This is a genomic window from Variovorax sp. J22P240 (genome assembly GCF_030316855.1).
Lineage (GTDB): Bacteria > Pseudomonadota > Gammaproteobacteria > Burkholderiales > Burkholderiaceae_C > Variovorax.
The window spans coordinates 54,528-67,053 of the sequence record NZ_JASZYR010000004.1 but is presented as its reverse complement, the minus strand read 5'-3'; the positions used below and the strand labels follow the sequence as shown (position 1 = coordinate 67,053).

Annotated in this window: 10 protein-coding genes and 1 riboswitch; all 10 genes read right to left on the bottom strand. The window is 66.3% G+C overall.

Annotated elements, in window-relative coordinates:
- Positions 1-10: 10 nt before the first annotated feature.
- Positions 11-703, bottom strand: coding sequence for an HAD family hydrolase (locus QTI24_RS12875; protein WP_286600890.1), 693 nt, complete (start codon positions 701-703; stop codon positions 11-13).
- A 34-nt stretch (positions 704-737) separates the two neighbouring features.
- Positions 738-2,624, bottom strand: a complete 1,887-nt coding sequence (thiC, locus tag QTI24_RS12870) for a phosphomethylpyrimidine synthase ThiC (RefSeq protein ID WP_286600889.1) — start codon at positions 2,622-2,624, stop codon at positions 738-740.
- 80 nt (positions 2,625-2,704) lie between these two features.
- A riboswitch (TPP riboswitch) is annotated at positions 2,705-2,810 on the bottom strand.
- Positions 2,811-2,837: 27 nt separating this feature from the next.
- Positions 2,838-3,815 carry a VTT domain-containing protein gene (locus QTI24_RS12865; RefSeq protein ID WP_286600887.1) on the bottom strand — a complete coding sequence of 326 codons (978 nt, stop codon included), beginning with the start codon at positions 3,813-3,815 and terminating at the stop codon, positions 2,838-2,840.
- Between the two features lie 45 nt (positions 3,816-3,860).
- Positions 3,861-4,694, bottom strand: coding sequence for a DUF3047 domain-containing protein (locus QTI24_RS12860; protein WP_286600885.1), 834 nt, complete (start codon positions 4,692-4,694; stop codon positions 3,861-3,863).
- Positions 4,695-4,915: 221 nt separating this feature from the next.
- The gene (locus QTI24_RS12855; RefSeq protein WP_286600884.1) at positions 4,916-5,353 is read right to left on the bottom strand and encodes a YchJ family protein; all 438 of its coding nucleotides are present in this window, start codon (positions 5,351-5,353) and stop codon (positions 4,916-4,918) included.
- A gap of 80 nt (positions 5,354-5,433) precedes the next feature.
- A complete protein-coding gene (iaaH, locus tag QTI24_RS12850) occupies positions 5,434-6,957 on the bottom strand; it encodes an indoleacetamide hydrolase (RefSeq protein WP_286600881.1) in 1,524 nt (507 codons plus the stop codon).
- 61 nt (positions 6,958-7,018) lie between these two features.
- On the bottom strand, positions 7,019-8,149 hold the full coding sequence (locus QTI24_RS12845) for an acyl-CoA dehydrogenase family protein (RefSeq protein WP_286600880.1): 1,131 nt from the start codon (positions 8,147-8,149) through the stop codon (positions 7,019-7,021).
- Positions 8,115-9,407, bottom strand: a complete 1,293-nt coding sequence (locus QTI24_RS12840) for a glutamate carboxypeptidase (protein ID WP_286600878.1) — start codon at positions 9,405-9,407, stop codon at positions 8,115-8,117. The genes QTI24_RS12845 and QTI24_RS12840 overlap by 35 nt, the downstream gene beginning before the upstream one ends.
- An 89-nt stretch (positions 9,408-9,496) precedes the next feature.
- Positions 9,497-10,681: an acetyl-CoA C-acyltransferase gene (locus QTI24_RS12835; RefSeq protein WP_286600877.1), complete on the bottom strand. Its 1,185-nt coding sequence runs from the start codon at positions 10,679-10,681 to the stop codon at positions 9,497-9,499.
- 27 nt (positions 10,682-10,708) lie between these two features.
- Positions 10,709-12,520 carry a bifunctional isocitrate dehydrogenase kinase/phosphatase gene (gene aceK / locus QTI24_RS12830; protein WP_286600875.1) on the bottom strand — a complete coding sequence of 604 codons (1,812 nt, stop codon included), beginning with the start codon at positions 12,518-12,520 and terminating at the stop codon, positions 10,709-10,711.
- Between the last annotated feature and the right edge of the window lie 6 nt (positions 12,521-12,526).

Sequence of the window (12,526 nt, the reverse complement as noted above, 5' to 3'; positions counted from 1 at the left end):
CTCGGCGGTCTCAGACGAGCACGGGACGCCAGTCGGCCAGCAGTGCCGGCAGCTGCGCCATGTCGGTGAACACCTGGACCACGCCGACAGCGCGCAGCGCGTCAGGCCCGCTGTGGCCCAGGTCGGTGGGGCTGTAGCCGAAGACGGTCGCCCCCGCGGCGGCCCCTGCCGTGGCGCCGGTGACGGTGTCCTCGACCACCGCGCAGCGCGCAGGATCGACGCCCAGCGCCGCTGCTGCGGCCAGGTAGACATCGGGCGCAGGCTTGGAGCGGGGGGTTTCGTGGCCGCTGAAGATGCGGCCGGCGAAGCAGTCGAGCAAGCCGATCTTGTCGAGCTGCAATTCGACCTTGTGCCGGTCCGCGCCCGATGCGCAGGCGATACGCCCGCCGAGCGCGGCGTGCACTGTCCGAACGGCTTGCACCGCGTTGGGGATGGCGAGCAGGTCGCGCTCCAGCGCCTCGTTGCGGCGACCGCGAAAACCGTTCAGCCAGTCATCGGTGATCGCGAAGCCGGTCTTCGATTCGATCAGCGCGACCTCGTCCTTCACTGCCTTGCCAACGAAGAGCCGCATGGACTCTTCGACGCTGAGCTTCCAGCCCAGTTCGCCGAGCATCTCGGCCAGTACGCGGTTGGTGATGGGTTCGGAGTCGACCAGGACGCCGTCGCAGTCGAAGAGGACGGCGTCGAAGGGAATGGAATTCATGGGGGCTCATCCTATCAATGAACCCCCCGTGCAGTCATTCCGTGACGTTCTGGATCGGGATGTACATCTCCCCACCCGCAGCCTTGAACTCCGCCGACTTGCCCGCCATGCCGTTCTCGACCGCCACGGTCTCGTCGATGCCACGCTGTGCCGCGTACTCGCGCACTTCCTGCGTGATCTTCATCGAGCAGAACTTCGGCCCGCACATGGAGCAGAAGTGCGCGACCTTGCTGCTGTCCTTGGGCAGGGTCTCGTCGTGGAATTCGCGCGCGGTGTCGGGGTCGAGGCCGAGGTTGAACTGGTCCTGCCAGCGGAACTCGAAGCGCGCCTTGGAGAGCGCATCGTCGCGCGCCCGCGCACCGGGGTGCCCTTTGGCGACGTCGGCCGCATGCGCCGCGATCTTGTACGCGATGATCCCCTGCTTCACATCGTCGCGGTCCGGCAGGCCCAGGTGCTCCTTGGGCGTGACGTAGCACAGCATCGCGGTGCCGGCCCAGCCGATCATCGCGGCGCCGATGGCGCTGGCGATGTGGTCGTAGCCCGGCGCGATGTCGATGGTCAGCGGGCCGAGCGTGTAGAACGGCGCCTCGTGGCAGTGCTTCAGCTGCTCGTCCATGTTGGCCTGGATCAGGTGCATCGGCACGTGGCCCGGACCTTCGATCATGGTCTGCACGTCGTGCTTCCACGCGATCTGCGTGAGTTCGCCGAGCGTGCGCAGTTCGGCGAACTGGGCCTCGTCATTGGCGTCCGACGCGCAGCCGGGGCGCAGGCCGTCGCCGAGCGAGAAGCTCACGTCATAGGCCTTCATGATGTCGCAGATGTCCTCGAAGTGCGTGTAGAGGAAGCTCTCCTTGTGGTGCGAGATGCACCACTTGGCCATGATCGAACCGCCGCGCGAGACGATGCCGGTGCGGCGGTCCGCCGTGAGGTGGATGAAGGGCAGGCGCAACCCGGCATGGATGGTGAAGTAGTCGACGCCCTGCTCGGCCTGCTCGATCAGCGTGTCGCGGTAGATCTCCCACGTGAGGTCTTCGGCCACGCCGCCTACCTTTTCGAGCGCTTGGTAGATGGGCACCGTGCCGATCGGCACCGGGCTGTTGCGCACGATCCAGTCACGCGTGGTGTGGATGTTGCGGCCGGTGGAAAGGTCCATCACGTTGTCGGCGCCCCAACGGATGGCCCACACGAGCTTCTCGACCTCTTCCTCGATGCTGGAGGTGACGGCCGAGTTGCCGATGTTGGCGTTGATCTTGACCTTGAAGTTGCGGCCGATCGCCATCGGCTCGACTTCGGGGTGGTTGATGTTGGCGGGGATGATGGCGCGGCCGCGCGCCACTTCGTCTCGCACGAACTCGGGCGTGATGATCTTAGGGATGCGCGCGCCCATCGGATTGCCGGCCAGGCGCTTCTCGCGCGCTTCGTCGGCGAGGTATTCGGCCATCCATTCGCGGCGGCCGTTCTCGCGCAAGGCGACGTATTCCATCTCTGGCGTCACGATGCCGCGGCGCGCGTAGTGCATCTGCGTCACATTGACGCCTGACTTGGCGCGGCGTGGCGTGCGCTGAAGGGCGGCCGCACCGGCGCGCAGTTCGGCGATGCGCTGCGCATCGCGGTCGGCATGCGTCGCGCCGTCATCGAGCGCGAGGTGCAGGCGGCCTTCGTAGCTTTCGGTGTCGCCGCGCTCGGCAATCCATGCATCGCGCACGCCTGGCAGGCCGCGCCGCACGCCGATGTCGGCAGCGGGATCGGTGTACGGCCCGGAGGTGTCATAGAGCGACACGCGCTCGCCATTGGTGAGCGACACCTCTCGCACCGGCACGCGCAGGTCGGGCCGGCTGCCGGCGATGGTGCTCTTGCTGGAGGCGGGAAAAGGCTCGCGCGTGAGCGTGAGAAGGGACGCGAACTTGTCGATGGCATTCATGCGGGGCACTCCTGGTTGTGGGACAACGGGTGCTCCGCGATCGCTCCGGGGCGGTGACGGCCGTCGAGGACGGACCGGCACCATGGAGTCGCAGCTCTTCTTACGCTGGTATGAACCAGATCAAGTTCGCGGGTTCGGCCGCTTGGCCATCTCAGCACGCATCTGCGTGCACCCCGGAGCGGGGCTGATTCTAGGCTGGGCCCGCGCGAAGGATCAAGTCGGACGCACGGCGGCCATCGGCGTGATCGCCAGCGGCCCCTCGGCATCGGACCCTGCAGCCTCGGCCGCGGCCCACGCGTCCAGTCCACCGGCGAGCACGCGCACGCGAGGCAGGCCCGCCGCCATCAACACTCGTGCTGCGGCGACCGCCGATTCGTCGTTGGGGCAATCGCAGAACACGATGAGTTCGCGGCCATCGGAAAAACTGCCGAGCCGCTTCGGAAGGTGCGCCAGTGCGATGCCGATGGCACCGGGAATCGCGCGTTCATCCAGCGCACGCGCTTCGTCGGAGCGCACGTCGATCACCGTGAGGCCGGCCCCGGCGGCCAGGGCTTCGCGCAGCACTCGCACTTCGACCAGTTCGATATCGTCGGCGCGCAACGCCATGCGGCGTTGCCGATAGCGCCACAGGATGAACGCGACGAGCAACAGCGCGAAGATCACCAGGGCAGCGAGCCCGATATCGGACAGCACCGCCAGCACGTCCTCGATGGCCGCGTGGAACACGCGCCCGAGGACCAGGAAGCCCAACGTCCAGATCAGCGCAGCGACGGTCTCGTAGGACAGGAAGCGCACGTTCGACATGCCCAGCGCGCCCGCCATCGGCGGCGCGACCACCGACACGCCGGGCACGAACTTCGCCGCGATCAGCGACAAGCCGCCCCAGCGGCCGAGGATCGATTCACTGCGCCGCACGCAGGAGTCCGCCGACAGCGAGATACGGCACAGCAGTCGCATGACCCGATAGCCCCAGCGCCGCCCCGCGAGGAACCACACGCCGTCGCCCAGGATGTTGCCCAGCACCGCAGCCACGGTCACCGCAAGAAAGGACACCTGCCCTCCGACCGTGAGCCCGCCGGCGACGATCAGGAAAGGCACCGCCGGCACGGGCGCGCCCAGGCGCGTCGCCAGCGTGGCAACGAACACCAGGGCAGAACCCTGGCTGGCGAGAAGTGCGACGAAGTCATTCATGATTTCACGGGACCGGTGAGCTTTTCTGCAGGAGTCGAAAGACGGCTATTCCCCTTGCGTGGGTCGTTCCGTCGGGTTCACGGTGGCCTGCACAGAAGGTCCGCCACGAAGATCCAGATCGGAGAAATAAGCGATGCCATGGCCACGCGTGTTGTCCGCATCGGCCGAGATCGCGACGGCGACGACGTCAGGCATGGTGCTGCCGGCCTCGTCACCGAAGGCGCGGCGATAGTCCGCGAGCAGGTTGCGGCGTTCGGCCACCCATGTGCCCGGCTTGGCTGCAGCGCCGGACTCGAGCACGATCATGCGCACGCGGCGCGTGAAGGCGTTCATGAACTCGCTGCCCTTCGCTTCCTTGTTGTCCCACACGTAGCACAGCGCTTCGCTGGGCACGTCTTCGCCGGTTGCACGGCGGGCGAGCGCCAGGCGGGTGCGTTCGCCGACCGACAGCCTGTCGACGGGGAAGTCGAAGAACACGCACAGCTTGGCCGCGCCGTCGTCACCCGCACGGGTGCGCAGGTCGGCGTCCTGCACGAACTCGTCGACGCGCCAGCGCCATGCGAGCGTGGTGCCGCTGTTCAGTGGCACCTGCGTGGGATGCACCAGGTTGCCGTAGGACTGGTCGGCCTCGACCCTGAGCACGCGCTTTCCGTCCTGCTGCACCACCTCGAACCGCGTGGGGGCCTTGTTGGGCAGGGTGGTGAAGCGCCAAGGCTGCGGCGCCTGCGCGCTCTGGGCGCTCGAGAAGGGCGTGAGCGTTGCGGGTTCGTCAGCGTGGGCGGCGGGGTTCGCCGCCAGCAGGAGCATCGACGCGAGCGGCAGGGCCGCGGCGACACACCGCAGCCAGCGCGCAAACTGATCCGTCGTCGTGCTCTCCATGCGGGCCCCTTCGCCTTTGGGTTGGTTGAAACCTCTGCGGAGCGCCTTCGGCGCTCAGCGCACCATGGGAGTGTGGGGGCGGCAAGGCGCAAGATAAATACGCCAAAAGGAATCTGTCTGTCTCCATCCTGGACACAATGTCCTGCAGATCGCTATCGAATCGGTAGCAATAAACCTTTATCCGACGGCCTTACGAAGGCCATCCGATCACCTTGGCCGGGTTAGTGCAGATCGCCGTCGACGTAGTACCACCGATTGTGAAGACCGTCGACCTCGCGCACGAAGCGGCTGCGCTCGTGCAGGCGCGACGCCACCCCGGCGCTGCTACGCTGGCGGGCCACGAACTCGACCTCCGCGTGGTCGGCGTCGAGCACCGACCGCGAGCGGACGTCCAGCCCGAGCCATTTCACGCCGGGTTCGAAACTCACTTCGGCTGGCCGGGTCGATGCATGCCAGGTCGCGAGCAAGTAATCGGCTCTTTCGCGTACGAAGGCGGTGTAGCGCGAGCGCATGAGCGATTCGGCATCCGTGGCCGGGGTGTTCTCGAAGTCGTCCACATAGCGGCCGCAGCATTGGGCGTAGGCCAGCGGGAGCTCCCGGCGATCACGGCGCCCGCAGGGGCAAGGGACACGGGCGGAACTGGGAGAGGATGCGGACATGGAGGGTTTGGGCGGGGAATGCAGCACGTATTGTGCAGACCCTCGCACAAACCCTGCCTTTGACTGGCACCGACGCTCCCCTATTTGGGGGGCGGCAGACGGCCCAGCAGGCTCTCGACCGCCAGGCCCAGGGCCAGCAACCGGCGATCGCTGCCGGCCGGTCCGTCGAACTCCAGGCCGACCGGCAGGCGGCTCGTGGCGCCCAGCCCGACGGGCAGTTGCAAGCCCGGAATGCCGGCGTTGCTGCCAGGGTCGGTGTTCTGGATCAGCACCACGAAGTTCTCCGCGCTACTGGCGTCCGGCGTGGCGGCCAGCGCCACACGCGGCACCGTCGGGAAGACCAGCGCATCGAGCCTGTTCCTCGTGAAGGTGTCGCGGTAGAGCTTCTGCAGCGCCGGGCGAGCCACTCGCATCGCGTTGTCGTACGCCGGTTTGGCGTCAACCACGCCTTTGGCGGCCGGCAGTTTGCGCGGGATGATCAGGCCATCGAAAGTGCCCTTCACATCGGGACTGGCGACCGCTGCGGCGATCTGCGCGATGTCGACGCCGGTGCGGTATTTCGCGAGGTAGGCCACGATGTCGTCATGCGCCTCGTACAAGGCGACCGGAAAGCCGACCGCGCCGTTGAGTTCCATCAGCTTCGGCATCTCCACGTCCACCAGCGTCACACCTGCGGCACGCAGCTTGGCGAGCGCCGCATCGGTGGCGGCGCGGGTGTCGGCATCGAGGTTGGCGTAGAAGGCCGGCACCAAGCCGAGGCGCACGCGCTTCAGGTTGGCGGGCTTGATCGGCGTGCCGCCCACGATCACACGATCGAGCAGCGCCACGTCGGCAACCGACAGCGCCATCGGCCCGGCGGTGTCGCGAGTGTGCGAGATCGGCGCGATGCCCTCCCGCGAATAACGCCCGACGGTCGGACGCAACGAGGCACAGCCGTTGAACGCGCAGGGAATGCGCACCGAACCGCCCGTATCGGTTCCGAGCGCCGCAGGCACCATGCGCGCACCGAGCGCCGCGCCGTTGCCGGAGGACGAACCGCCAGCGACGCGTGTGCTGTCGTAGGCGTTGCGCACGCCGATTTCAGGGCCGGTCTGGAAGGCGGGGTTGTAGCCCGTCACACCAAAGGCCAACTCGTGCATATGGGTCTTGCCCAGCACGATGGCGCCCGCCGCGCGCAGCTTGGCGACGACAGGCGCATCGGCCTGCGGCACGAAGGTCTTGAGCGCGGGCGTTCCAGCGGTCGCTGGCAGGCCCTTGACCTGGATGTTGTCCTTCACCGCCACCGGCACGCCGCCGAGCGGCTTGCAGGCGCCGCCCTGTTTGCGCTCGGCGTCGGCCGCGCGGGCTGCCCGCAACGCGCCAGCCTCATCGAGCGTGATGAAGGCGTTGAGCTGCATCTTCGATCGGGCCTGCGCCAGGTAGGCCGCCACCAGTTGCTCGCTGCTGAGCGTGCCTGCGCAGATCTGCCGCGCTGCCTCGCTGGCGGTCAGAGTGGCGATATCCGGTGCTGCGGGCTGTGCCGCCGCCGGCAGGCCAAAGGCCGCCAAAACAGCCACGAGGGCCGCCGCACGAGGCGAGCACGGCGGATTCAATGAGGGGAGCATGGTGCGGACTCCGACGAAGAGACCACCATGCTGCACCGTTATGCGCGCTTTGTCTGCCGGCTCAGGCCAGTGCGCGCTGGATCAACAGCTTCTGGATGTCCGAGGTGCCTTCGTAGATCTGGCACACGCGCACATCTCGATAGATGCGCTCCAGCGGAAAGTCATTGACGTAGCCATAGCCGCCTAGCGTCTGGATGGCCGCGCTGCACACGCGCTCGGCCATCTCGCTGGCGAAGAGCTTGGCCATGGCAGCCTCCTTCAGGCAGGGCTGACCGGCATCGCGCAGGCTCGCTGCGTGCCAGATCAGTTGCCGCGCCGCCTCGAGCTGCGTCGCGCATTCGGCCAGCCGGAAGCCCACTGCCTGCTGATCGAAAATCGAGCCGCCGAAGGCCTGGCGCTCCTTGGCATAGGCCAGGGCCACCTCGAAGGCGCTGCGCGCCATGCCAACGCTCTGGGCGGCGATGCCGATGCGCCCGCCCTCCAGCGCGCCGAGGGCGATCTTGTAGCCCTCGCCTTCCTGTCCGATCAGGTTCTCGGCGGGAATGCGGCAGGCATCGAAGTTGATCTGCGCGGTGTCGCTCGAATGCTGGCCCAGCTTGTCCTCCAGCCGTGCGACCGTGAAGCCCGGCGCATCGGTCGGCACGATGAAAGCGCTCATTCCCCGCTTGCCGGCACCCTTGTCGGTGACCGCGATCACGATCGCGACCTGCCCATTCTTGCCGCTGGTGATGAACTGCTTGACGCCGTCGATCACCCAGCCTTCGCCATCCTTGCGCGCAGTGGTGCGCAGCGACGATGCGTCGCTGCCGGCCTGCGGCTCCGTCAGGCAGAAGGCACCTAGCATTCGGCCCTGCGCCAGCGGCTGCAGCCATTGCTTCTTTTGCTGCGCGTTGCCATAGCGCATGAGGATGGCGTTGACCGGGCAGTTGGTCACGCTGATCGCGGTACTGGTGCCGCCGTCGCCAGCCGCGATTTCTTCCAGCACCAGCGCCAGCGTCAGGTAGTCGAGACCGGCGCCGCCATCCTCTTCCGGCACGCAGATGCCGTAGGCACCGAGCGCCGCCAGGCCGGCATGGGCCTCCTTCGGAAAGCTGTGCTCGCGGTCCCAGCGCGGCGCATGGGGCCAGAGTTCCGCTTGCGCGAAGGCGCGCACGGCATCACGAATCGCTTCCTGGTCGGCGCTGAGCAGCATGGTGACTTCCTTCCTTTCCTTGACCGAGGTCCATGATCAGCTTGCTGGCCATGTAGAGACGGCGGGGGATCGCGCTGGTATCCACGTACTCGGCCTTGTCGCTGTGATAGCCGAAACCCGGCAGGCCCAGGCTTTCGATGACCGGCTTGCCCGCCAGCGCGGCGTAGGCCGCGTCGGTGCCGCCGCCGGTGCGTTCGACGATGGCGAGTTCACCGCCGGCTTCCTTGTAGTACGCCACGGCCTTGTCGACGAGCTTGCGGCCGCCCTCGCCCGCATTGAAGGCCGGCCGGCCGCGCGTGACTAGCACCTTGACATCCGACTCGGGCAGCTTCTTCTGCTGCGCCTTGGCTTCGAGCGTCTTCATCGCGGCCTCGAAGTCCTCGTTCTTCGCATAGCGCACGTCGGCATTGAGCATGGCGCCGGCCGGAATGATGTTGGAGACATTGCCGGCCTTGGCCATGGTCCAGTTGAAGCGCAAGCCCTTGGCCTTGTCGTCGATGCCCATGGTGCGCAGCACCAGGTCCGAAGCCTCGACCAGCGCGTTCACGCCCAGCTCGGGCGCCGCGCCAGCATGCGAGGCCTTGCCGGTGATGTTGACCTGCACATAGGCGATGCCCGAAGTGCCGAGCGAGAGATCTTCCTTGCCCGCGCCGGTGGGCTCGAAAGACAGCACGTAGTCGGACTTGGCAGCCTCTTCCTGGATCAGGTCGCGCGAGCCGAAGGAGCCCTTTTCCTCGTCGGTGTTGAACAGCACCGTGATGGTGCCGAAGTCCTGGAAGCCGCGCGCCTTGAGCAGCTTGAGCGCGTGCACGATGACCGCGTTGCCGCCCTTGTCGTCGGCGATGCCGGGGCCGTAGGCCTTGTCGCCTTCGACACGGAACGGCGCCTTCGCGAGGATGCCTTTGAGGTACACGGTGTCCATGTGCGAGAGCAGCAGCAGGTTCTTGCCGCCCTTGCCCTGGAGCTTGCCGACGATGTTGTCGCCGACCACGATGCCGGCCGACTTGCTGCGCGTGACCGTGAAGCCCAGCGACTTCAGTTCATCTTCGAGGTACTTGCCGACCGACGCCATGCCTTCGGCATCGCCGGTGCCGGTCTCGATGTTGACGAGGTTTTCCAGCGTCTTGACGACAGCGGGCTTCTCGGCCGTGGCGGCAGCGAACAGGGCCTCGTCGCGCGTCTGGCTCCAGGCGGCGGGTGCGACGAAGGCGGTAGCGAGCAGCGCGGCCAGCGCGCTGCGATGAAAGACCGAATGCATGTGGACTGGATCTCAAGAATGAATGGAGGAGCCTTCGATTCTAGGGAGCGGTGCCCCCTCGAATCAGCCTCGAATCAGGGGCGCGGAGATCAGATCAGTTCGATCGCCACCGCCGTGCCTTCGCCACCACCGATGCACAGCGTCGCGACGCCGCGCTTCTTGCCGCGCTGCTGCAGCGCGTGGATCAGCGTGACCATGATGCGCGCACCGCTGGCGCCGATCGGATGGCCCAGCGCGCAGGCGCCGCCGTGCACGTTGACGATGTCATGCGCCACCGACAGCTCGTGCATCAGCGCCATCGGCACCACGGCGAAGGCTTCGTTCACCTCCCAGAGGTCGACGTCCTTCACGCCCCAGCCCGTCTTCTTGAAGAGCTTGGCGACCGCGCCGACCGGTGCGGTCGAGAACCACTCGGGCTGCTGCGCATGCGTGGCATGAGCAACCAGGCGCGCGATCGGCTTGGCACCGTACTTCTTCGCGGTGCTCTCGGTCATCATCACGAGTGCGGCGGCGCCGTCGTTGATCGACGAGCTCGATGCCGCGGTGATGGTGCCGCCGTCCTTCTTGAACGCCGGCTTGAGCGTCGGGATCTTGTCGAGCTTGACCTTGCCCGGGCCTTCGTCGATGTCGATGACCGTCTCGCCACCACGGCCCTTGACCGTCACCGCGGCGATCTCCGCCTTGAAGGCGCCAGAGCTCGTCGCGGCCTTGGCGCGTTCGACGCTGGCGATCGCGAAGGCGTCCTGCTGTTCGCGGGTGAACTTGTACTTGGCGGCGCAGTCCTCGCCGAAGGTGCCCATCGAGCGGCCGGGCTGGTAGGCGTCTTCGAGGCCGTCGAGCATCATGTGATCGAAGATGCGGTCGTGGCCCATGCGGTAGCCACTGCGGCCCTTGAGCATCAGGTAGGGCGCGTTGGTCATGCTCTCCATGCCGCCGGCGACCATCACCTCGTGCGTGCCCGCGAGCAGCATGTCATGCGCCAGCATCGCCGCCTTCATGGCGGAGCCGCACATCTTGCTGAGCGTCACTGCCCCTGCACTGTCGGGCAGGCCGCCCTTGTAGGCCGCCTGGCGTGCCGGCGCCTGGCCCTGGCCTGCCATCAGGCAATTGCCGAACAGCACCTCGCCCACGCTGTCGGCCGATATGCCCGCGCGTTCGACTGCTGCCTTGATCGCCGCGCCGCCGAGGTCGTGCGCAGCGAGAGAAGAAAAGTCGCCCTGGAAGCCGCCCATCGGGGTACGTGCGGCGCCGACGATCACGATCGATTCGCTCATGGAAATTGCTCCTTCAGTGGTTGTCAGTCAGAAATAGGGGACGTGGCCGTCGTGCTTGAATCGCTGGGCCTCGTCGTAAGGGAAGACGTCGAGCATCTGCCCGGCCTGGATGCGTTGCTTGTGGCTCTGCCAGAAGGCCGCGTCGAGCAGGTCCGCATGGTGGGACATGAAGGCCTCGCGCACCGCGGGATTGCCGAGAAGGAAGGGTTCGAAAGTCTCGGGGAACACGTCCTTCGGTCCCACCGAATACCAGACCTCGCCGCTCATCTCGTCTTCCTCGTTGCGCGGCGTGGGCACCTTGCGGAAATTGCAGTCGGTGAGGTATTCGATCTCGTCGTAGTCGTAGAACACGACCTTGCCGCCGCGCGTGACGCCGAAGTTCTTGAACAGCATGTCGCCGGGGAAGATGTTGGCCGCCACCATGTCCTTGATCGCATTGCCGTACTCGACCACCGCATGCTCCAGTTGCTTGCTCGCGCGCTTGGCGTGCTCGGGCTGCTCCATCTGGTCGAATGCCTCTTGCAGGTAGATGTTGAGCGGGATCATGCGGCGCTCGATGTAGACGTGCTTGAGCACCACCTCCATCTCCCCGTTGCCGTCGCGGTCGCCGATCTCCAACTGGCTGGGCGCGAACTGCCTGATCTCCTCGATCAGCCCGGGCTCGAAGCGGTCCAGCGGAAAGCCGACGTCGCTGTATTCCAGCGTGTCGGCCATGCGGCCCACGCGGTCGTGCTGCTTCACGAGCAGGTACTTGCCCTTGATCTGCTCGCGCGTGGTGTCCTTCTGCGGCGGAAAAAAGTCCTTGATGAGCTTGAACACGTACGGAAAGGACGGCAGGTCGAACACCAGCATCACCATGCCCTTGATGCCGGGCGCGATGCGGAACTTGTCGGTCGAGTAATTCAGGTGGTAGAGAAAGTCGCGATAGAAGAGCGTCTTCCCCTGCTTGGCCAGCCCCAGCGCGTTATAGATCTCGGCGCGCGGCTTCTTGGGCATCAGCGAGCGCAGGAACTGCACATAGGCCGACGGCACCTCCATGTCGACCATGAAGTAGGCGCGCGCAAAGCTGAAGAGCATCTGCAGGTCTTCTTCGCCGAACAGCACCGCATCGATGTAGAACTTTCCGTCGCCGTCGTGCAGGATCGGCAGCGAGAACGGCAGCTCGACGAAGCCGTTGATGATCTTGCCGACCACGTAGGCCCCCTTGTTCCGGTAGAACAGGCTCGACAGCACCTGCAGCTGGAAGTTGGCGCGCAGCTTGATCTGGTGAAAGCGCCCCAGGATCGCCGCCGCCACGCGCTCGGCGTCGCGGCGCCGGTTGGTGTAACCCCCCTGCAGCGCGTAGTCCTCGAGCATGCGTTCGATGGTGTCGGCCAGCGTTTCGCTCTCGGGGTAGTAGGCGCGGTAGGTCGGCTTGTCGCGCGGCTCGATGTACTCGGTGCTGATGGCCGGCCGCACGAAGATGAAGTCGTTCTGGAAGTAAGCGCGGTGCAGTATCTTGGTGGTCACCGAGTTGAAGAAGCTCTCGGCCAGCTCGGGCTGGTGGTGGTCGACCAGCAGGCCGATGAAGTGCAGCTTGACCTGGTGCCACACATCCATCGGTTGTTCCCCGGCCTTGAATTCCTTCTCCAGCCGCGCGACTGCTTCGCTCACCCGCAGGTCATAGAACTCGATGCGCTCGCGTTGCGCGCGCTGCTGGCCATGCCAGTCGGCCGTCTCGAAACGATGCTTGGCGCGGGCCGACTCGGCACGAAACAACTGGTAATGCCGGTTGAAGCCGTCCCGCATCGCCTTGGCGATGTCGTAGGCAAGCGGCGAATCGAGGCGCTGGGGGAACATGCTTTC